This is a genomic window from Phyllobacterium sp. SB3 (assembly GCF_040009165.1).
Taxonomy (GTDB): Bacteria; Pseudomonadota; Alphaproteobacteria; order Rhizobiales; family Rhizobiaceae; genus Phyllobacterium.
The window spans coordinates 530,173-550,911 of sequence record NZ_JBDYKI010000003.1 but is presented as its reverse complement, the minus strand read 5'-3'; the positions used below and the strand labels follow the sequence as shown (position 1 = coordinate 550,911).

Below are 20,739 nucleotides of genomic sequence, written 5' to 3'. Positions count from 1 at the left end.
TTGTTAAACCACGCCAAATGTAACTGCGACGGGGCAATGATCGCTAGCCTTGGGGCGGTCCCAGCCGATGCGTGGAAAATGCTCAACCTTTTGATCCGGCGGAAAAACCGTACGAAATGGCTGTCCCTGCCGGATAATGTCCGGAATAGTTTGTGTATTGTTTCGCGCCAGCGCCGGTGAGGCCAGAATGTAATCGAGCTGGCACAAGTGCCGTTCCTCCGGTCCACGAGTATGATAAAGTGTCCAACGGTCCATAACAGGACGGCGCTCAACGAGATTTTCGCAAAATCCACCCTCTAATAGAACATTCACACTGCTCTCAGCCTCACTGACAGGTTCGAACCGATATCCGGCCAATGTATCGCCTTTGATCAGAACGCGTTCACGATAATCATTGAAATCGCCGCAAACGACCCAGCTTTTATCGGCCGAGCCACCGTTCCCAGCAAACTTGTCTTCGATTATCCGGCGTACCGCCTTGGCCTCCGCCACTCGAACGGGCATGGACGCAGTGCGACCATCCATACCATTGCGTGGCGTACCCATTGATTTGAAGTGGCTAACAAAAAGCGTCAGCGGCTTACCATCAATGCGCACGTCGATCTCAAGACAATCACGCTTGAATATTCGTTCGTACGCCTCGATACCCAGCAATGCCAACTCTGAGTTGTGAATTCCGAAATCATTATATGTGATGTGGGCATGACTCGTCATCGCAACGAATTCGATTGGCAGGCCATCGCGTGTCTGATCTCGCATCAATACAGCCACGTCAATCCCGCGGCTATCGTTTCCTTCGACCATATATTTATGGCGATATCCTTCACCAACCATTTTGAAGAGGTAGCCAAACTCGAAAGCATTCAGCGCCCCGATATTATCGACTTCCTGAAGGCAAAGAATGTCGGCGTGAGTTTCAGCGATCGCTAAAGCGGTCAACTGACGTGTGTCGTCGGCGTGAGCGATTGCACGCGCTTGTTCCAGTTGCCGGTATTGCGCCTCATCCTGTATCTGGAAAAGCTGCAAGGTCCTGTCTTTATTAAGATTATTCTTGAAACCGGAAAAATCGAACCGGTTCATCAGATTTTCGACGTTAAAGGTAGCAATGCGAACTGACATGCAAAATCCCGAAATGGAGGCCAGGAAGTATTCACTACAAAGACCCTACCCGTATTAACCTGCCGCTGCCAGTAGCGATCAGCGACGTAAGCGCCTATATCAAACACATGGACAACCGGAACCGCGAGACTATGAAACTTCTTAAAATTGCACTGGCCGCTTTGTCTTTGACGATCGTGGGACAGATATCCATCGCCTCAGCACGCGAAATCCAAACGTACCGCCCTGCACCACGTGGACTTGATGTAGTCCCACGGGCTCCGATCATCCTACGTAACAATAGTCCTTACCGGGACAGCTTGCGCGATTGCTCGAGCGGAAACTGCTATAATGGGCGAGCCAATCGGCCAACGGGTAACAGTGGCCCTACACAAACAGAAAAATGCCGCGCGGCCTATCAATCCTACCGGGCGTTCGACAACACGTACAAGCCTGTCAATCGTCCAAGGCAGCGGTGTGATCTTTGATCTGCCAAAGTGCGACGCTTTGGGAAACTAAATCCGGGCAACTCACATAACAGTTCTTGATACAAAAAAGGCCAGTGGTTCTCGTCACTGGCCTTCCATTTTTGGATATCTTAGTTCTTCGCCTTGTCAACCAGCTTGTTGCTGCCAATCCAAGGCATCATGCCACGCAGCTTTTCACCAACTTCTTCGATCTGATGCTTATCGTTGTTACGACGGATAGCCTTGAAGCGCGATGCACCGGCCTTGTATTCCTGCATCCAGTCGGAAGTGAACTTGCCTGTCTGGATATCCGTCAGAACGCGCTTCATTTCTGCCTTTGTCTCGGCAGTGATGATACGTGGGCCAGATACATATTCGCCCCACTCTGCGGTATTCGAGATCGAATAGTTCATGTTGGCGATGCCGCCTTCGTAGATCAGGTCAACGATCAGCTTAACTTCATGCAAGCATTCAAAATAAGCCATTTCTGGCGCGTAACCGCCTTCAACCAGCGTTTCGAAACCAGCGCGGATCAACTCTACCAGACCACCGCACAATACGACCTGCTCACCGAATAGATCAGTTTCGCATTCTTCACGGAAATTGGTCTCGATAACGCCTGAACGACCGCCACCAACGCCACAAGCATATGACAGAGCAAGATCATGGGCGTTACCTGATGCATCCTGATGAATGGCGATAAGGCAGGGTACACCGCCACCCTTCTGATATTCGCCGCGAACCGTATGACCTGGGCCTTTCGGCGCGATCATAACAACGTCAACAGTCTTCTTTGGCTCGATAAGACCGAAATGCACGTTGAGGCCATGAGCGAAGGCAATCGCTGCACCATCACGGATATTGGCAGCAATATGGTCCTTATAGATATCAGCTTGAAGTTCGTCAGGAGTTGCCATCATCATCAGGTCTGCCCATTTTGCGGCTTCTGCAACATTGACGACTTGAAACCCATCAGCTTCTGCCTTCTTGGCAGTTTCTGAACCGGTGCGCAAAGCAATGCGCACATCCTTGGCACCTGAATCTTTGAGATTAAGCGCATGGGCACGGCCCTGAGAACCGTAGCCGATGATGGCAACCTTCTTCGACTTGATCAGATTGATGTCAGCATCCCGGTCATAATATACGCGCATTGGTTTATTCCTTCCTATGTTTCAATCAGTATTGTTTTTCGGTCATTTCCTGACCGATTTTCCTTAGGGTTTGTAGAGAACGAGAAATTGTTCGGTGGCCCGTTTTGCGTCACGCTCGATTGCTGTCTCGCCGAGTTCGAAATGATCTCCCAGCAGCAGGCGAATTTGCACGTCGCGCACGACCAAACCAAAAAATGTACGGAATGCTTCATCGGTCTGTTCAAATTGTAACAGCCCTGCTTCGCGTCCAAGCAGCAGAACGGGCTCAAGCCTGCGAGCCATGGCAAATGGGCCGTTCTCTAAAACGATACCGCCAAGATCGCGACCAAGCCCGTGCTTATCAGTACCGGCGTGCGTCACCGCTACACGATTCAATGCGACTGAGATTTTACCCGACAGAACACGCAGCCAATCGGCTGCAAAGCGCTCTAAACCTGCTACCAGTGCATTGCGATCAAACGCATCTCGGCTAACAGGAACTCCGCGCACCTTGGAGGCTTGCCACTGAACGGTTGCTGTCAGCAGTCCATCACGGTCACCAAACCATTTGTACAGGCTTTCCTTCGAGCAGCTTGCGCGCCGGGCAACGCTTGTCATTGTGAGCTTGTCACCAGCCTCAACCAGAAGCGCGAGTGCAGCATCCAACACGTCTTTCTGACGCTCGGTTAATGCAGTTTCGCTAATTTCCAGTTCTGACTTCAACGCGTCCTCCAACCGTACCGTACCGTACGTTACGGTTGGCTTTCTAATATACGTGCCGAGGTTTGACAAGCGGTGCTGGAAAAAATTTAGCCCCAGATTTTCTCACGCAGACCTATCGGCCCGAACGGATCGATCAAGGTACCGGAGACCATTGATGCCAATAGTTGTGGCGTGGGAGGAATGCGGGAGACTATTGGAACAACATGGTCGCGAATGAAGGGCAATACCCTAGAATCAGACTGATAGAAGGGCGTAAAGGCGCGCGAGAGACTTTGAAACCCGGCTACGTGCATGCGCCTCGAAGATGCGTACTGAGCTAACGCAGCGGTCAGCTCAGTTGATGTATCCAGGGCATGGGCCAGAGCTCTGGCATCCAGCAATGCCATATTAGCGCCCTGCCCCAACTGCGGGCTTGTGGAATGAGCGGCGTCACCTATTACAGAGAGGTGGCGTCCAATTGGCATCGGCAATGTATGGTGACCATACCGCGCCAGTGTCATATCATCAAAACTATCGATTTGATCGAGGTAGACCGAGCATTCCGGCCAAAGCGAAAATACGCGATCTTTCCAGTGAGCTATTCCCGCGTCGCGCAACTTTGGCTCTTCCTCAGGCTTCGTGCTCCAAAAGAATGCCGCGGTTTTCGGACCGTCAGCGCTTGCCTTACCTATTGGCAGAACACCGATCATCACTCCCGCTTTACGATAACGCTGCAATAACGAATGTTCGTCAAAACCTTCTGGATGCCATTTAAGCGACACCCAATAAGCTCCATAGGTCAGCGGCTTCGGTTCCCGACTTTTGTATGCAAAGCTCCTGATCTTTGATTTTGATCCACTGGCATCCACTACCAGATCAAAAGCTCCAATACGGCGACCAGTATCCGTTATAAGCCATGAAGAACCTGCGCCAACGTCAAGGGATACGATGTCAACGTTGGTTTCAATATTGATGCCCTGACGTAACACCGCATCGTAAAGGACATCGAATAGAGCTGCCCGATTAACTGCTATACCGTGCCTTCCACCCTTGAGCGCAGAGTATCTCACATCAAGAACAGTACGACCGGAAAGCGCGTCCGCACCATATAGCCGGTCAATCCGGTTACCCAAGACTTGAATCGCCTGAAACAACCCGAGATCATCGAGTACAGTCAGTCCGGTCGGTTGAAGGATCAGCCCTGATCCAACCGGAGACGCAGAGGAAAACCGCTCAAATAGCGTAACATCATGATTTGCGCGTTTGAGATAGAGTGCAGCAGCAAGTCCAGCTGGTCCCGCGCCCACAATCCCGATCTGTAATTTCCTCATTGCCACCAGTTTTGCTCGAGAGGCTAGATGTTGACCTGCGTTCCAATTTCAACCACGCGCCCAGTCGGGATTTGGAAATACTCTGTGGCGTCACTAGCGCTTTTTGCGAGAGCAATAAACAGGCGATCCTGCCAGTGCGGCATTTCAGAGCGCGCCGAGGCCTTCAAAGATCGCCGGGACAGGAAGAAGGAAGTCGTCATAATGTCGAACTTCCACCCTTGCTTACGGCAGATAGCCAGCGTCCGGGGAATATTGGGCCGCTCCATATAACCGAAGGTCAAAGTTACCCGCATGAACAGGTCGTTGATGGGTTCAATCCGGACCCGGTCACTCTTTTTGACCAATGGTGATGGTGCAGTAATTACCGTCAGGATGACGTTGTTTTGATGCAAGACCTTATAGTGCTTAAGGCTATGCATAAGAGCAGTTGGCGTACTTTTGGGATCACCAGTCAGAAAAACTGCTGTACCAGGAACCAAAGTCGGTGGATTTTCAGCCATCTTCTTTGATATCAAAGCAAGCGGAACTTCGCCCTTTCGGGTCTTTTCGAAAAGCTTGCGGCTACCGCGAACCCAAGTAAACATAATAAGGACAATGAGGAAGGCGACAACCAGCGATGCCCAGCCACCATCGACAACCTTGATCAGGTTAGCGCTCACAAAAGTAAGGTCGATGATGAGGAAGCACCCCGTTAGAGTGGCGGCCAACCACAGGCTCCATTTCCAGATGCGGGTCATGACGATGAAAAGGAGTATCGTCGTTACGAGCATATTCCCGGTGACCGCAATACCGTATGCAGATGCCAGATTTGACGAGCGTTCAAAGCCCAGCACAAGCAGTACAACAACGATACCAAGAAGCGCATTGACCTTTGGCAGATAAACTTGCCCCGACTGTTTCTCGGAAGTGTGTTCGATATTCAGCCGCGGTAGAAGATTGAGCTGCACTGCCTGACGCGACAAGGAATAAGCGCCGGAAATAACTGCCTGACTGGCAATGACTGTCGCCATAGTTGCCAGCAGCACCATCGGCAAAAGAGCCCAGTGCGGGAACATTTCAAAAAACGGATTCTTCGCCTCATCCGGATAGGCTAGAATAAACGCGCCTTGTCCAAAATAGTTGAGCAACAAGCAGGGGAAAACAACCCACATCCAAGCTGTGGCAATTGGCTTACGACCGAAATGGCCAAGATCGGCATACAGCGCTTCCGCACCGGTCACCGCAAGAAACACGGTACCGATCGTCGGGAATGCGGTTTGCGGATTGTTCATAATATACTCAAACGCATAATAGGGATTCACGGCCGCAAAAATGCTGAGGTCATCGGCTATATGCAATAGCCCAAAGAATCCGATAGCAAGAAACCAGATCAACGTAATCGGCCCGAATATCTTAGCTACGCTTGCTGTCCCAAACTTCTGAATGGAGAACAAAGTCAGAAGAATTACAATCGTTATGGGGACGATAAATGGTTTCAGGGTCGGGGTTACTATCTCGAGCCCTTCAACAGCAGAAAGCACCGAGATCGCGGGGGTAATCACTGCATCGCCATAGAATAGCGAAGCTCCGACAATACCTAGCCCCAGGATAAGTTGTGGCCGTGATTTAAAGCTCGACCGAGCCAGCGCCATGAGGGACAGTATTCCGCCTTCCCCATCATTATCCGCGCGCAATACAAAGATGACGTATTTGATGGTGACGATCAGTGCCAATGCCCAGAAGATCATGGACACGACGCCAAGCACGTCTGTACGGCTCAAGCTACCATCCAATGAAGCCGCATGCAGTGCTTCGCGGAAAGCATAGATCGGGCTGGTTCCGATGTCGCCATAGACAACACCCAAGGCGCCCAGAACCAGGACTGGGAAAGCTTCTTTGTGATGCGGCTCCGGCTCATAGCTGACAGAGCCATTATCGCAATCATCACCGACCGCCTGGTGGTCATTCATAAAAATTTTTCCCTCGCTCGTACAGCGTGGGCGGACGAGTTAGTCGTGTTGCAGCGCAATATCAATCGCCATTTTAACATAACTCACCATTTTCGTTATGCAAAAATGCATGGCTAGAGATTATTCTGCCAAATCAAAGCATTATACTTTGAGTGCATCCAAAAATCTTTCTACAGCTCCTGCCATTCCATGTATTAAAGCGTCAGCTGTAAGGCCATGTCCAATCGAAACTTCAACAAGGTTTGGCATTTTCTTGACCAAGGGGGGTAAATTGGCAACCGTTAGATCGTGTCCGGCATTCACTGCAATACCAATACTTGCCGCTGCAGAAGCCGTAGCTGTCAGCTTTTCAAGTTCGATCACAGCACGCTTCGCATCATCATGCATTGCTCCATATGGACCGGTATAAAGCTCGACCCGATCTGCACCCAATTTCTTTGCCGCATCGGGTGCTTCCGGATTTGGATCAATAAATAAGGAAACGCGCGCGCCTCGGCTTTTCAAACCTTGAATAATTGGCATCAGGAAATCTGCATGTCGTTGCAAGTCCCATCCGTGATCCGATGTGGATTGAGCCGGATCATCGGGCACCAATGTCACTTGCTCCGGCTCGTTTCTGGCGACCAACTCCAGAAATTCGCTGGTTGGATAACCCTCAATGTTAAACTCTGCTTCAGGAAACTCGTCATCGATGAGCGCGCGAAGGTCCGGGAGGTCTGAAAAACGAATATGCCTTTCGTCTGGCCGGGGATGCACTGTCAACCCGGATGCACCCGCGGCCAGTGCAATGCGGCCGATACCAATAACATTCGGCCAAGGCAAATCACGACGATTCCGCAACATGGCAACGGCATTTAGATTTACGGAGAGTGACGCAGTCATGAATGGTATCCGCCGATGATATGAGTTGGTTCGTTGTACATGAGTTCAGCGACGCTAGACATGGTTATTTCATCCACGCGTTCCTGATATCGCGCTTTAATGCCGGTGTACCAAAAGTGAAGAAGTCGATCTGGTGAATCCCAGCTTTTCATAGAAGGGAGCAATGTGATCGGGACAATAAAGCTCAAAACTTCGAACGCCATTCAATGTTTCGTGGTCGAATATCCGTTTGACTATCCTTTGTCCCACTCCCAGTCCGCGAAAGCTCTCATGGGCAATTACGTCGAAAATAAACGCCTTGAATGTATAATCCGTAAGCACCCGGGCAAACCCGATCAGTTTGCCATTTTCGGTGCAACATCCAAGCGTTAAATCAGAATGCTTGAGCATTCGCATCATATCATCAAATGATCGTCCCTTGGTCCACCATTCCTTGCTGTACAGATCATGGAGTTCCACTGCGCGTTGTCCTTCGAACGCTTCTATCCAATGAAAATTCATCTCATACTCACACGGCAAGAGTGAAACTATCTTACAACGGTCAATCGTTCGGCAGCCCGGGTGATCGCCGTATAAAGCCATCGATCGCGCGTATCCCGGAAGGCATAACTCTCATCGAACAAAACAACTTCATTCCATTGGGAACCCTGCGCCTTATGTGTAGTCAAGGCATAGCCATAATCGAAATCATCAAAACGCTTCTTCGTTTGCCAGGGAATCTCTACATCAGGATCATCAAACTGAGCTTTCAAGAGCTTGATTTTGGCAACACCACGCCCTGGCTCTTCATCTTCCGGCGCAATCAATAGATTGATGCCAGGCTTTACGGTTTCACGGGAAGAAGTCATCACCTTCCAAAGGGAGCCGTTAAGCAGCCCCTTGGCGGGATCATTTCGCAGACAAACCAGCTTATCTCCTGCTTGGGGAAAGGCGGCAGAGAACCCTTTCAACTCCCTCAAGCGCTGGTTATATCGCTTGCGGGTTCGATTGGTTCCGACCAGAACTTGATCTGCGCCAAGTACCAACTCCTGAGTTACATCAGATTTGGAAATCACCTTGGCAGCACCATAATCGCCAAAGTCAAAGTCGCGACCTTCACGAACATCCAGCGCCAGCCGCAGGATTGGATTATCGCGCGCCTGCCTGTGAATCTCGCTTAACAGAAAGTCAGGTTCATGCTCGGTGAAAAATCCACCGCCGGATATTGGCGGCAACTGCCCCGGATCACCGAGCACGAGAATTGGCGTGCCGAAACTCATAAGATCGCGACCAAGCTGCTCGTCAACCATGGAGCATTCGTCAACAACAATCAATTTCGCCTTTGCTACGGGGCTCTGACGATTAAGAGAAAACGTTGGTGCTATACTGGTTTTGCCGGTGGTTTCATTTTCAACAGCTTCTTCACCGCGCGGCCTGTAAATCAGCGAATGTAGCGTTCGGGCGTTTCGGGCGCCCTTCGAACGTAATACCTGCGCTGCTTTGCCTGTAAATGCAGCAAATTGGACATCGCCTTCAATATGCTCGGCAAAGTAGCGCGCAAGCGTCGTCTTGCCAGTGCCGGCATAGCCAAACAGCCTGAAAATCGGACTCCGCCCGCCTTTCAGCCATTTTGAAACGGCCTGTAAGGCCTCATCCTGTTGTGGTGACAATTGCATGATCCTGAGAGACAGGATTCGTAATCAAAGGGCAAGGAAAATGCTGCCCAAGCATATTAGACTATAGGTTATCAGGGTTACCTGAACGGATTTGCCCTTCACCCGCAAGTCCGAATTGCTGGTCCAACATGCGAAAACGATCACCCTTGACCTGCAACTTCCAACAGATCTTCTTTTCTTCGCCTTCATAGGTGAAACACAGGCTGCCCTGATCGAGTGCCCACTCCCCTGAATAGGACATCCCTTTTGTTGCCAACTCTTCCGGCTTGCAACATTCGATCATCTTGCCGCGTGACGTGCCGTCAGCGCCAAGGAATTCACTGAAGTTAAACGGCGGCTGAGCTTTCACCTCGCCGGTCAGGGTCGCCCCTGTAATGATTTTGCGCAGCTCTTCTTCGTTGGGTGCGGGCCAAATATCTGCTTGCGCAAAGGCCTGTTCCCCTGCAAACCCCAAAAAGATCAAAGCGAGAAGAGAGGTACATCGTATTGCTGTCAGCATAGTATTCATACCCGGTGAGGATCATTTTCGAGCCTGATAGGCTGCCCATGTGGCGTCGCCAAGGCAGCGCGTTGCCACGCTTCCGCCAGCAAGTCTATATCAGCCTTTGGTGTAATATTTTTCTCAGTTATGAGTGATTCCAGCGCAGCGAGCCAGCATCTATAATAATCGCTGGCATCCTCCATTGCTTCCGGCTGTTTCAGCTGTGATGAGAGAGCCCGTGCCCACTCTTCCCAGGTGAATAGTCCTTGCGCATGCAAGGCAACCACTATGGCAAACGCCTCAGCCTGCCATGGTTCCGCAAAAACAGGGGGTTCGCCTGCCAAGTCAGTGGGGACATTAATCAGGTCACGCAGGTTCAAGATAGCTCTCCCAGGCATCGATACTGATCGTCAGTGTCGGATCTGCGGTCTCACCCCAAATTTCTGTGGCCGGAAAAACCACCGTATAAACATACTGAGGATTTTCGCCTCCACCATGCGCATTGGTATCAGGAAATACAAAACCATCGCGAACAGCCTCGATTGTACCGAACTTGTTGCGCGCGTATCTTGGCAGACGTGTATGCGTCTGCGGGTTTAAATTGCGAGTGCGGATATGATCGCCAGCAGCAAAACGAGGGATAGTAGTCATCTCCCGATCACAAGGGCCTCCTTTCGCAAGAACGGTCGACACATTGTTTGCTGAGAGAACGCGCCTTGGGGGCGTCCCTTCGATCAGGGAGCGACCTGTCGTCAGTTCCTCACCGGAGACAAATCCATGCCGCTCCAGCAGCACTTCCAGAGCCTTGATCCAAATTTCGTAATAGGTCGACGAGTAGTAATCAGCGGGATGCAGGCTTTCGCGAGCATGACGGCTTTCATCTATATTCCAATGGCCCATGCCGCCCGCCGCGAGCGTCAAACCTAATGCTCTTTTTTCCCAGTCTGCATGAAATAATGGTTCATCAGCTTCCGGCGCTACGGGGCCAAATCCCATTTGCCCACCGAGGTCTTGTGGTCCGTTCATCGTTGCACCAGTGTCGAAGCCAGCCCGGTACCAATCATGGAATTACGCGTAACCAGTTCAGCCAGTTGCTCTTCATTGAATTTATCCGAGCCTTCGGGACGTAAAGGCACCACCAGATACCTCAGTTCGGCAGTGGAATCCCATACGCGAATTTTAGTGGTCTCAGGCAGGATCAAGTCAAATTCAGCCAGGACACCGCGTGGATCGACAACGGCCCTCGACCGGTAGGGTGGTGATTTATACCAAACCGGCGGCAGCCCAAGCACCGACCAAGGGTAGCAAGAACAAAGTGTACAAACGACCAGATTATGCGTGTCGACCGTATTGAATACGGCTTGCATATGCTCACCTTGGCGGCCGGTAAATCCAAGTGATGCAATAGCTGCCGTTGCATCACGCTTGAGCCATTGAGAAAACTCGGGATCGCTCCAGGCTTTCGCCACGACCTTCGCGCCATTTCGTGGCCCAACCTTGGTTTCATACGTTTCAACAATGGCATCAATCGCCAGCGGATCAATGAGTCCCTTCTGCGTCAATATTGTTTCCAGCGCACGTACGCGCGCAGCCATTGGGTCAAGCTCATTATCATGGTGGTGGTCATCGTGATCGTGTGGCATGGCAAAAATCCTATGCATCTACGATCGTGGACGCAAGCCTACTTCAACATTGGCCAGAGGCTGGCGACCAAGAGAAGAGCCATCGTAATATTAAACCATTTGAGCCTTACCGGATCGGCAAGCCAGTTGCGCATTATCTGACCAAATGCTGCCCAACTCGACACTGAAGGTATATTGACCACCGCAAACGCAAACCCAACGATAAACATCGTCGTAAAATATGCATCGGCAGAAGTGTAGGTAGCCATGGCAGTAACCGCCATCACCCATGCTTTGGGGTTGATCCATTGAAAAGCTGCAGCTTCCAGAAATGTCATCGGACGTGCCTTGTCATCAACGTTGCTGATTGATCGTGACATCGCAATTTTGTAAGCAAGATAAAGAAGATAGGCCCCGCCAGCAAACTTCAGGATCGTATAAAGCAGGGGCACAGTTTCGATTAATGCACCAAGCCCGGAGCCGACACCAATCAACAAAGTAAAGAAGCCAGAACCAATACCGAGCATGTGCGGAATCGAGCGCCGAAAGCCGAAATTAACACCGGATGTTAGCAGCATCAGATTATTCGGCCCCGGTGTTACCGAGGTTACAAAGGCAAAGAGCAGAAGTGTCAGGAAGACATCAAGCGTCATCTAAAGAACCAACCAATGAAAATTCGACGATAGGATTGGCACCGTAACCGCTCAATATCGAACTTGTCAGGGATACAATTCCGCCCTGACAAGAAGAAAATTGGCGCTTGGAGAGATCACATCCCCAAAGGGCCGCGGTTCATCGCAGCCACGCCAGTCCGACAAATCTCAACAAGCCCGAGTGGCTTCATGATCGCAATGAACTGGTCGATCTTGGAACCTTTACCCGTGATCTCAAAGATAAAGTGCTCGGTTGTCGCGTCAGCAACCTTTGCATGAAAGGCGTCTGCAAGGCGCAACGCTTCATTACGATGGTCGCCAAGGCCAGCAACCTTCACCAAGGCGAGTTCACGCTGAATTGGGCCAGCTTGACCAAGCTCATCGGCACGAACCGATAAGTCTACTACGCGATGCACCGGCACAATCCGCTCTAGTTGATGACGTATCTGATCGAGAATATGCGGTGTGCCACGCGTCACAATCGTGATGCGCGACAGATGCTGCTCATGTTCAGTTTCAGAAACCGTCAAACTCTCGATGTTGTAACCACGGCCGGAAAAGAGCCCGATAACGCGTGCAAGTACACCAGGTTCATTATCAACCAGAACAGACAGGACTGTCGTGACAGGTAGTTCAGTCTCCTTGGCAATGAAATATGCCGAGCCGGAGGCTAGATTTTGAGCGTTCATACTATTTCTCCGGGTTCTTAAACGAGCTGTCTGCCCTTGGCATCGATAGCATTGGCGACGGCTTCATCAGTAGCTTCATCTGGCAAAAGCATTTCATTGTGCGCTTTGCCGGATGGGATCATAGGGAAGCAGTTTGCCAGATTAGCCACGCGGCAATCGAAGAGAACGGGCTTTTTGACATCAATCATTTCCTGAATGGCATCATCGAGATCGCCCGGCTTTTCACAGCGAATACCGTGACCACCATAAGCTTCCGCCAGTTTGACAAAGTCCGGCAATGCTTCCGTATAGGAGTGCGACAAGCGATTGCCATGCAGCAATTGCTGCCATTGGCGGACCATTCCCATATATTGGTTGTTCAGAATAAAGATTTTGATCGGCGCTTCATACTGCACCGCTGCGCTCATTTCCTGCATGGTCATTTGAACAGAGGCATCGCCAGCAATATCAATGACCAGCGAGCCAGGATGGGCGATCTGCACACCTAGTGCTGCGGGCAAACCATACCCCATGGTACCAAGCCCACCAGAGGTCATCCAGCGGTTTGGCTTTTCAAAACCATAGAATTGTGCAGCCCACATCTGGTGCTGACCGACTTCCGTCGTGATGTAGGTGTCGTGATCCTTTGTCAGAGCATAAAGACGCTCAAGCGCATATTGCGGCATGATAACGTCTTTGTTGCGCGTATAGGATAAGGACTTGCGACTACGCCATTTATCGATTTGCAACCACCAGTCATCAATTGCTTTCGCATCGGGTTTGGTGGACGAAGCGCGCAACAAGCGAATCATATCTTCAAGCACAGAGGCCACATCACCGATAACCGGGATATCAACACGAACGGCTTTGTTGATCGACGATGGATCGATATCGATGTGGATCTTCTTCGAATTCGGTGAAAATCCATTCAAACGCCCGGTAATACGGTCATCAAAACGCGCGCCAATATTCACCATGACATCGCAATCATGCATGGTCATATTGGCTTCGTATGTGCCGTGCATGCCAAGCATTCCCAGCCAGTTCTTGCCAGAAGCCGGATAAGCACCAAGACCCATCAATGTCGATGTGATCGGGAAGTTGGTCAATTGCACCAACTCACGCAGCAACTTGCTTGCCTCATCGCCGGAATTGATCACGCCGCCGCCGGAATAAATTACCGGGCGCTTCGCAGTCAACATCAGCGCGACGGCGCGTTTGACAGCTTCGAGATCAGCTTGAAGGGTCGGGCGATAACTTGTGCGTGGGCTTGTTTCAGGTGGTGTGTAGATGCCCGTCGCAAACTGAACATCCTTAGGCACATCGACCAGAACCGGACCAGGACGCCCCGTGCGGGCGATGTGGAATGCCTCATGCAATATCCGGGAGAGGTCGTTTACATCCTTCACCAGCCAATTATGCTTGGTGCAAGGGCGGGTGATGCCAACTGTATCGCACTCTTGAAAGGCGTCCGAGCCAATCAAGCTGGTTGGAACCTGTCCGCTGATACAAACAAGCGGAATGGAATCCATCAGCGCATCTTGAAGGGGAGTAACAGCGTTTGTCGCACCGGGACCGGAAGTCACCAGCATGACACCGACTTTACCAGTGGAACGGGCATAGCCTTCGGCGGCATGACCAGCGCCCTGTTCATGCCGGACCAGAACGTGATTAATCTTGTCCTGCTGGAAGAGTTCATCATAGATCGGAAGCACAGCACCGCCGGGATATCCGAAAATATCTGTCACGCCTTGGTCAATAAGGGCCTGTACAACCATTTCGGCGCCGGTCATTTCACGTCGTTGCGAAGTTTTACTGCTGTCCTGTTTATCTGCGGTCATCGGTCTCTTCCCGTCTATTCTGCGGCCTGTAGCCTTCCAGAAGGTGCTTTCGTTTAGCTGAGATGTAGAAAATAAAAAAGGCCCCCGAGGGAGCCTGTGTTTCGCGCATGGGAGCTTTCGCCGGGTGCTTACAACACCCTGCCCATACGCGGTCCCACGACAATAAGAACTGTTTTCATGGTCGCGGACGATAATTTAGCGATTTCAATCCGTCAACGGCAAAATGCAAATGAGTGCAATCAAAGCATTCAATCGCATGGACGCTAAGGTATTTTCAATTCCTTGCGTGCAAAATGCCAAACTGGCGCTCTGTCATCCGACGGGCAATCAACCTTGGGAATGAAACAGCCGATGAGCGCTGAAGCCATGTCTGCCGAAGAACCGAGGCCATTTGTTCGTAATAGAACTGATGGGCATGTGATTGAATGCAACGGTGAAACGGCCATCATCTATGGCCAGACCGGTCCGTCGATAAACGCGTCTGACGACTACTGGACCATAGGGCAACTCATCTCCATTCAGGTCGACAAAGCCCGGGTCGTCGGACTTATCTTCAAGGTTGATCTGCCGGAAACGCGATGGGTATCAGGAGTCGATCAGGATGTTCATGTGCATGTCGAACTTGTCGGACAGGTAAATGTCGGTGCAAACGAAAAACTAACATTCTCTTCGGGCGTCGCCAATTATCCCCACATGGGTGCAATCGCACACCGTATTCGCGCGACGGATCTGGCGACGATTTATACAGCCAGCCTTGCGAATGCAGTCTCGATAGGACACCTGTCGCAAAACGCATCGATTCCCGCGCTCATTTCCATTGAAAGTTTGATTACCCGCCACTTTGCAGTTCTTGGAAGTACAGGTGTCGGAAAATCCAGCGCGGTATCGCTGCTTCTGCGCAAAATCATCAGTCAGCGTCCTGACTTGCGTGTTTTGATACTTGATCCGCACAACGAGTTTGCCAGCGCATTTCCCAAACATGCGATTTCTATAGATCACAATACATTTGATCTTCCGTACTGGCTGTTCAGGTTGGAGGAATTTGCCGAAGCTGTTTTCCGTGGAAGACCGGTTATACCCGGCGAAGTAGACGCATTGCGGGATTTGATCCCCTTGGCGAAAGAACGCTTTGCAAACGGGGAATTATCAACAGCACCTTCCCTTCTGAAAAAAGACCGGGACTATTCGTCAATGACGGCGGATACACCTGTCCCCTATCGGATAGCCGATCTGATCAAATTGATCGATGAGCGTATAGGCCAGCTTGAAGGCAAGACTGACAGACCGGTTATGAAAGCATTGAAGCAGCGCCTGCAGGCTCTTGTCGCCGACCCCCGCTATCGCTTTATGTTTACTGCGCCAACGACGATGGACACCATGCGGCAAACGATTGGCCACATCTTTCGCGTGCCAATCAACGACAAGCCTATATGTGTTTTTCAGTTGGCTGGCCTGCCGTCTGAAGTGGTCAATTCTGTTGCATCAGTGTTGTGCCGCATGGCGTTTGACCTTGCTGTATCCAGCGATGGACGCTTGCAGACGTTGGTCGTATGCGAAGAAGCACATCGCTACATTCCAGCCAATGCCGATGCGGGCTTCTGGCCGACAAGACAGGCAATAGCCCGGATTGCAAAGGAAGGCAGGAAATACGGCGTCTACCTCGGAGTTGTTACACAGAGACCGGGGGAACTCGATTCCACCATCCTGTCACAATGCAGCACCGTATTTGCCATGCGACTTGGTAATGAACGGGATCAGGAAATCATTCGCGGTGCGATCACAGGCGCTTCAAAGAGCACAGTGGGCTTCCTGTCATCCATTGCCAACCGCGAAGCGATCGCTTTCGGTGAAGCTGTTCCCACCCCTATGCGAATGGTTTTTGAAACGATTGCACCAGCTGATCTTCCGGCTGCCCATGTGACGCAGCAGGAGTTGGCAAGGCTCGGTGATCAGCACTTAAGTCTGGACATGGTTTTGATGCGCATGCGCCAATTAAGTGTTGCAGAAAGCACTGTAAAAGATGACGCCAGCTTGCCATTCGAAACTGCAAGTTCGCCAGCTACAATGCCGAAACCGCAACCGTCAGCGGAGCGTTTACCGGAGAAGATTCAATGGCGCAGTACACCATCTTCCCAACCACAGCCTGATCAAAGCCAAGCCACGGTTGAGGGCTTCCGCGCCAGTGATCTGATACGGAGCTTTCGCAACGACAAAACCTGACAGATCAGGGATACGGCAGTCTTTCCCAATCATCACCAAGCTGGTTGCGAAACCACGTCATCTGGCGTTTGGCATATTGACGTGTTGCGATTGTTGCCAGTTCAACGGCCTCCTCCCTCTTTGATTTGCCTGCCAGCACCTCAGTTATTTCCTTGACTCCTATCGCGCGCATGGCTGGCAGTTCATGCGAAAGGCCTAATGATAACAGAGCCTTGACCTCTTCAATCGCGCCCTCCCCCATCATTGCTTCGAACCGTTTGGCGATGCGCGCGCCCAGCCACTGACGGTCTGGCTCGATGACGATTTTCTTCGCGCTGGCCGGCTCGATCAGTGCCCGCCCGGTTTCCTTTTGCCATTCGACAATGGAGCGGCCCGAAGCATCGAAAACTTCAAGCGCCCGTACAATTCTCTGGCTGTCAGTAGGACGTAGGGACGCGGCAGCCAGAGAATCTTTCGCCGCTAAAATCTCATGGAGCTTTTCGGCTCCCAACTCCGTATCCTGCTTGCGCCAAAATGCGCGGACATCATCCGGAATTGGCGGCATGATCGAAAGACCACCGAGGAGCGCCCGGAAATAAAGCCCTGTCCCACCAGCAAAAATCAAAGTCTTTTCAATAAGTTCAGGCCGATTCAATATATCTTCAACATCCGCAAACCAGCGGCCCGTGGAATAGGCCACGGAAGGTGCCACATGCCCATAAAGGTAGTGCGGAACACGCTCCAGCTCTTCTTTGCCGGGGCGCGCAGTCAGGTATTCCAGCACGTTATAAACCTGCATGGAATCCGTGTTGATAATCACGCCCCCGGTTTGCTCGGCCAAACGAAGCGCAAGCGCCGACTTGCCGCTGGCCGTCGGTCCGGCTATCAGGATTATCTGTCTCATCAAATCACTGCCCAAATGGAAATCGCCCCATGCCACTGATGGCTACGCTTATTGCAAACCCTGCCGCGCCAAGTCTAACATCATCGCTGGGGATTAAAGCCTCGGCGGCAGTCAATGCAACAGGTCTTTATTGGCTTGCCGACGGAATCGCATGCGACATCACCCTTAAAGACGCGGATAATCCTGATGAAGTCAGAGCAGTGCTAACGAGAGCACTCGATGGCGCAGCAATCGATATTATCATTCAAAATCAAGATACTAGGCGAAAAAAAGTTCTGATAGCGGACATGGATTCCACCATGATCCAGCAGGAATGCATTGACGAACTGGCAGAGGAAGCAGGTTTGCGCGATAAGGTCGCGGCAATCACCGCACGGGCAATGAATGGTGAAATCGAGTTCGAGCCTGCACTTCGCGAGCGCGTTGCATTGCTGAAGGGTCTACCCTATTCGGTCATCGACAAAGTGATCGCCAGCCGCATCACCTTGATGCCCGGAGGTCCGGAACTGGTCCGGACAATGAAGAAACACGGTGCTTACACGGCATTGGTGTCCGGTGGTTTTACAGTGTTTACACAGCGCATTGCCGAAATGATCGGCTTCAATGAAAACAGCGCCAACATATTGATAGATAACGGAAAAACGCTTACGGGCGAAGTCAAGGAACCTATTCTTGGCCGTGCTGCGAAAGTCGCTGCCTTGAGCAGTATCTGTGAACGTTTCGGCCTTGCTCCCGAGGAAGCAATGGCTGTCGGAGACGGAGCAAACGATCTCGGCATGCTGCAACTAGCGGGCACAGGAGTCGCTCTACACGCAAAGCCAGTGGTTGCAGAACAGGCCAAGGTGCGTATCGATCATGGTGATCTGACCGCCCTTCTCTATATCCAGGGCTACAGGAAGACAGATTTCGTTATCTGAACGAAACTCGCCTCCCCACAACCATTTTACACGCTTAGATAGCGAAAATGCTCGCATTTTCGTCTGTTTTTCTGGAACCTTGATTAATTTCTACGGATAACGGGCTGAGCTTTCCGAAATTGTCTTCGAGATTGCCCTTTTATTTCGCCAAGCAGATTTCAGGTCAATCAATCCATTTGCAAAGTTACAAATCGCAACTCGCCGGTTTTTGATGCCAACATCAAAAGTGCATTCTTGCGACCCTCATCACGCAATTTTTCGATACGTGCCGCTACATCTTCCGGAGTTGAAACCGTTTCCTGCGCGATGTCGACGATTACATCTCCAGCTTGTATCCGCTTGTTTCCTGCAACCGAATCGTCCTGAACTTCCGTCACCAGCACACCTTCGACTTCTTTGGAGATACCGAACGACTTGCGGGTATCTTCATCCAAGGTGCCGAGGGTCATGCCTAGAACATCGACGCCCTGAATCGCTCCGTCTTCGTCCTGATCCGCGTCAGCAGGTTTTTTTGCGGTTTGTTCGCTGTCCTCTAGGCGGCCAAGCGTGACCTTCACAGTCTGCTCCTTGCCCTTGCGGACGACGACGACATCCACTTCCTTGCCAACCGGACTTTCAGCGACGACACGCGGCAGGTCTTTGACAGTCCCGACCTCTTTGCCATCGAAACGGATAATCACATCGCCAGCCAGAATAGAGCCGTTCGCTACCGGCCCACCATCGATAATGCCGGCAACCAGCGCACCCTTGCTGGTGGTCATGCCAAGACTTTCCGCAATGTCATCGGTCACAGGCTGAATGCGCACACCGAGCCAGCCGCGACGCGTTTCACCAAATTCGCGCAGCTGAGCGATCACGCCCGATGCAAGTTCGGCGGGGATGGCAAAGCCGATACCAATTGAGCCACCAGTCGGTGAGATAATGGCAGTATTGATGCCGATAACCTGACCGTACATGTCAAACAGCGGACCACCGGAATTGCCGCGATTGATAGCAGCATCAGTCTGGATGAAACTGTCATAGGGGCCGGAATTGATGTCGCGGTTGCGCGCCGAAACAATGCCTACCGTTACAGTACCGCCGAAACCGAATGGGTTGCCGATTGCCATGACCCAATCGCCGATACGCGTTTTTGAGGAATCGCCAAACTTGACGGCAACAAGCTTATGCTTTTTCGGATCAACCTTGAGAACGGCAAGATCGGTCTTTGTATCCTTGCCAACCAATTCTGCCTTCAGCTTGGAACCATCGCTGAAATTGACTTCAATTTCGTCTGCGTCGGCAATCACATGGTTGTTGGTGACGATAATGCCCTCGACGGCATCAACTACAAAACCCGAACCCAGTGACTGCACCTGCCGTGATGGGTTATTTTCGCCCGGCTTCTGCTTGCCGAAATAGTCATTGAAAAATTCCTGGAATGGCGAGCCATCCGGAACTTTCGGCATGGGGATAGGGCCTGAATCACCATCCTGTCCCTTGACGGTCTGCGAGGTGGAGATGTTCACAACAGCGCCAAGCAATCCTTCAGCAAGGTCGGCTACAGAAGCCGGTCCTTGTGCTCGTGGCTGCGCACTGTTGGGAACAGCCGGTGCCTGCGTCTGAGCCTTGGCTGGCGCAATCAGCGCCGGGGCAAACCCGGTGGCTGTCAAAGCCGTCAATGCAATTGCAGCTGTAGCAGAACGAAGAGCAGTGCGAGCGGTGCTGGAAACCATGACAACAGGCCTTTTCGATAAGGTCGGAATATTTTGAGCCAGCAGAACCATCACTATGGTCGAAAGTATGGCCGAGTAGAGCAAATTTTGTTTATATAAAGCCAATTCTGTTTCACGGATGATGAGACAATCCGCGCGGAAGGTAGCGAGGCCGATGTTTACCCATCGGGCGAAACCAAAGACCGATGGATTTGGCCCGAATTCCCTCCGACAGAATGGCTGTATATAAACAAAAACTTGCTCTCGCTATTTCAGCTTTTATTTCGACAGAGTTCAACTCAAGTTTTGATGATTGCATGCTGCAAAGCGACGACAGCCCTGTCACGCAACTCTTATCCGCGAACGAGCCAGATCACTGCTACGCCAATTGCAACAGACGCAACGCCGGCAACACGCAGAAAACCATCGGGCTGCTCGCTCACATCGCGGGCAACCTTTTTGGCTACAATCGGGAAACAGCCGTAGAGCAGTCCCTCAAAAACGAGGAACAGCCCTACAGCATCCAGAAAATCGGTCATACGAAAG

General features: G+C 51.4%; 20 protein-coding genes. 2 read left to right on the top strand and 18 right to left on the bottom strand.

Translation table 11 applies throughout. The features are described from left to right. Window positions 1-3 precede the first annotated feature (3 nt). The 15 genes from ABKW30_RS13840 to ABKW30_RS13770 form a co-directional block, all read right to left on the bottom strand. Entirely contained in the window at window positions 4-1,119 is a 1,116-nt protein-coding gene (locus ABKW30_RS13840; protein WP_348599503.1) for an endonuclease/exonuclease/phosphatase family protein, read from the bottom strand. A 577-nt stretch (window positions 1,120-1,696) separates the two neighbouring features. After that, a complete protein-coding gene (gene ilvC / locus ABKW30_RS13835) occupies window positions 1,697-2,716 on the bottom strand; it encodes a ketol-acid reductoisomerase (protein WP_348599502.1) in 1,020 nt (339 codons plus the stop codon). 63 nt (window positions 2,717-2,779) lie between these two features. Continuing rightward, the gene (locus ABKW30_RS13830; protein ID WP_348599501.1) at window positions 2,780-3,418 is read right to left on the bottom strand and encodes a TetR/AcrR family transcriptional regulator; all 639 of its coding nucleotides are present in this window, start codon (window positions 3,416-3,418) and stop codon (window positions 2,780-2,782) included. Between the two features lie 86 nt (window positions 3,419-3,504). Continuing rightward, window positions 3,505-4,728 carry an NAD(P)/FAD-dependent oxidoreductase gene (locus ABKW30_RS13825; protein ID WP_348599500.1) on the bottom strand — a complete coding sequence of 408 codons (1,224 nt, stop codon included), beginning with the start codon at window positions 4,726-4,728 and terminating at the stop codon, window positions 3,505-3,507. A 23-nt stretch (window positions 4,729-4,751) separates the two neighbouring features. Continuing rightward, complete coding sequence (locus tag ABKW30_RS13820; RefSeq protein ID WP_348599499.1) at window positions 4,752-6,677, bottom strand: potassium transporter Kup; 1,926 nt, start codon at window positions 6,675-6,677, stop codon at window positions 4,752-4,754. Window positions 6,678-6,818: 141 nt separating this feature from the next. Then, window positions 6,819-7,559, bottom strand: coding sequence for a pyridoxine 5'-phosphate synthase (locus tag ABKW30_RS13815; protein WP_348599498.1), 741 nt, complete (start codon window positions 7,557-7,559; stop codon window positions 6,819-6,821). A gap of 96 nt (window positions 7,560-7,655) precedes the next feature. Further along, window positions 7,656-8,060: a GNAT family N-acetyltransferase gene (locus tag ABKW30_RS13810; protein ID WP_348599497.1), complete on the bottom strand. Its 405-nt coding sequence runs from the start codon at window positions 8,058-8,060 to the stop codon at window positions 7,656-7,658. A 26-nt stretch (window positions 8,061-8,086) separates the two neighbouring features. Next, window positions 8,087-9,214, bottom strand: coding sequence for an ATP-dependent RecD-like DNA helicase (locus ABKW30_RS13805; RefSeq protein ID WP_348599496.1), 1,128 nt, complete (start codon window positions 9,212-9,214; stop codon window positions 8,087-8,089). A gap of 61 nt (window positions 9,215-9,275) precedes the next feature. Then, window positions 9,276-9,713 (bottom strand): hypothetical protein, encoded by a 438-nt coding sequence (locus tag ABKW30_RS13800; RefSeq protein ID WP_348599495.1) that lies wholly within the window; start codon window positions 9,711-9,713, stop codon window positions 9,276-9,278. 5 nt (window positions 9,714-9,718) lie between these two features. Then, entirely contained in the window at window positions 9,719-10,075 is a 357-nt protein-coding gene (locus ABKW30_RS13795) for a nitrile hydratase accessory protein (protein WP_348599494.1), read from the bottom strand. Further along, complete coding sequence (gene nthB, locus ABKW30_RS13790) at window positions 10,062-10,721, bottom strand: nitrile hydratase subunit beta (RefSeq protein ID WP_348599493.1); 660 nt, start codon at window positions 10,719-10,721, stop codon at window positions 10,062-10,064. The genes ABKW30_RS13795 and nthB overlap by 14 nt, the downstream gene beginning before the upstream one ends. After that, entirely contained in the window at window positions 10,718-11,338 is a 621-nt protein-coding gene (gene nthA, locus ABKW30_RS13785) for a nitrile hydratase subunit alpha (protein WP_348599492.1), read from the bottom strand. Before nthA ends, nthB begins: the two co-directional genes overlap by 4 nt. Window positions 11,339-11,376: 38 nt before the next feature. Further along, entirely contained in the window at window positions 11,377-11,970 is a 594-nt protein-coding gene (locus ABKW30_RS13780) for a LysE family translocator (protein ID WP_348599491.1), read from the bottom strand. Between the two features lie 116 nt (window positions 11,971-12,086). Continuing rightward, window positions 12,087-12,659 (bottom strand): acetolactate synthase small subunit, encoded by a 573-nt coding sequence (ilvN, locus tag ABKW30_RS13775; RefSeq protein WP_348599490.1) that lies wholly within the window; start codon window positions 12,657-12,659, stop codon window positions 12,087-12,089. A gap of 17 nt (window positions 12,660-12,676) precedes the next feature. After that, entirely contained in the window at window positions 12,677-14,479 is a 1,803-nt protein-coding gene (locus ABKW30_RS13770) for an acetolactate synthase 3 large subunit (protein WP_348599489.1), read from the bottom strand. Between the two features lie 351 nt (window positions 14,480-14,830). Here ABKW30_RS13770 and ABKW30_RS13765 point away from each other — a divergent pair, with 351 nt between their 5' ends. Next, entirely contained in the window at window positions 14,831-16,699 is a 1,869-nt protein-coding gene (locus tag ABKW30_RS13765; protein WP_348599488.1) for a DUF87 domain-containing protein, read from the top strand. Window positions 16,700-16,703: 4 nt separating this feature from the next. Here ABKW30_RS13765 and miaA read toward each other — a convergent pair whose 3' ends face one another. Then, entirely contained in the window at window positions 16,704-17,597 is an 894-nt protein-coding gene (gene miaA, locus ABKW30_RS13760) for a tRNA (adenosine(37)-N6)-dimethylallyltransferase MiaA (protein ID WP_348599486.1), read from the bottom strand. A gap of 14 nt (window positions 17,598-17,611) precedes the next feature. Between miaA and serB the strand changes: the two genes are divergently transcribed. Continuing rightward, window positions 17,612-18,499 carry a phosphoserine phosphatase SerB gene (gene serB / locus ABKW30_RS13755; protein ID WP_348599485.1) on the top strand — a complete coding sequence of 296 codons (888 nt, stop codon included), beginning with the start codon at window positions 17,612-17,614 and terminating at the stop codon, window positions 18,497-18,499. A 167-nt stretch (window positions 18,500-18,666) separates the two neighbouring features. Here the strand turns inward: serB and ABKW30_RS13750 are convergent, their stop codons facing one another. Then, the gene (locus tag ABKW30_RS13750; RefSeq protein ID WP_348599484.1) at window positions 18,667-20,214 is read right to left on the bottom strand and encodes a DegQ family serine endoprotease; all 1,548 of its coding nucleotides are present in this window, start codon (window positions 20,212-20,214) and stop codon (window positions 18,667-18,669) included. Window positions 20,215-20,546: 332 nt separating this feature from the next. Continuing rightward, the gene (locus tag ABKW30_RS13745; protein ID WP_348599483.1) at window positions 20,547-20,732 is read right to left on the bottom strand and encodes a DUF2065 family protein; all 186 of its coding nucleotides are present in this window, start codon (window positions 20,730-20,732) and stop codon (window positions 20,547-20,549) included. Between the last annotated feature and the right edge of the window lie 7 nt (window positions 20,733-20,739).

What these genes read in the sequence shown, in the direction of transcription:
- ABKW30_RS13840 (WP_348599503.1), bottom strand. Translation starts at nt 1,119, where the DNA reads ATGTCAGTTCGCATTGCTACCTTTAACGTCGAAAATCTGATGAACCGG.
- ilvC (WP_348599502.1), bottom strand. Translation starts at nt 2,716, where the DNA reads ATGCGCGTATATTATGACCGGGATGCTGACATCAATCTGATCAAGTCG.
- ABKW30_RS13825 (WP_348599500.1), bottom strand. Translation starts at nt 4,728, where the DNA reads ATGAGGAAATTACAGATCGGGATTGTGGGCGCGGGACCAGCTGGACTT.
- ABKW30_RS13820 (WP_348599499.1), bottom strand. Translation starts at nt 6,677, where the DNA reads ATGAATGACCACCAGGCGGTCGGTGATGATTGCGATAATGGCTCTGTC.
- ABKW30_RS13815 (WP_348599498.1), bottom strand. Translation starts at nt 7,559, where the DNA reads ATGACTGCGTCACTCTCCGTAAATCTAAATGCCGTTGCCATGTTGCGG.
- ABKW30_RS13810 (WP_348599497.1), bottom strand. Translation starts at nt 8,060, where the DNA reads ATGAATTTTCATTGGATAGAAGCGTTCGAAGGACAACGCGCAGTGGAA.
- ABKW30_RS13805 (WP_348599496.1), bottom strand. Translation starts at nt 9,214, where the DNA reads ATGCAATTGTCACCACAACAGGATGAGGCCTTACAGGCCGTTTCAAAA.
- ABKW30_RS13800 (WP_348599495.1), bottom strand. Translation starts at nt 9,713, where the DNA reads ATGCTGACAGCAATACGATGTACCTCTCTTCTCGCTTTGATCTTTTTG.
- nthB (WP_348599493.1), bottom strand. Translation starts at nt 10,721, where the DNA reads ATGAACGGACCACAAGACCTCGGTGGGCAAATGGGATTTGGCCCCGTA.
- nthA (WP_348599492.1), bottom strand. Translation starts at nt 11,338, where the DNA reads ATGCCACACGATCACGATGACCACCACCATGATAATGAGCTTGACCCA.
- ABKW30_RS13780 (WP_348599491.1), bottom strand. Translation starts at nt 11,970, where the DNA reads ATGACGCTTGATGTCTTCCTGACACTTCTGCTCTTTGCCTTTGTAACC.
- ilvN (WP_348599490.1), bottom strand. Translation starts at nt 12,659, where the DNA reads ATGAACGCTCAAAATCTAGCCTCCGGCTCGGCATATTTCATTGCCAAG.
- ABKW30_RS13770 (WP_348599489.1), bottom strand. Translation starts at nt 14,479, where the DNA reads ATGACCGCAGATAAACAGGACAGCAGTAAAACTTCGCAACGACGTGAA.
- ABKW30_RS13765 (WP_348599488.1), top strand. Translation starts at nt 14,831, where the DNA reads ATGAGCGCTGAAGCCATGTCTGCCGAAGAACCGAGGCCATTTGTTCGT.
- serB (WP_348599485.1), top strand. Translation starts at nt 17,612, where the DNA reads ATGCCACTGATGGCTACGCTTATTGCAAACCCTGCCGCGCCAAGTCTA.
- ABKW30_RS13750 (WP_348599484.1), bottom strand. Translation starts at nt 20,214, where the DNA reads ATGGTTTCCAGCACCGCTCGCACTGCTCTTCGTTCTGCTACAGCTGCA.
- ABKW30_RS13745 (WP_348599483.1), bottom strand. Translation starts at nt 20,732, where the DNA reads ATGACCGATTTTCTGGATGCTGTAGGGCTGTTCCTCGTTTTTGAGGGA.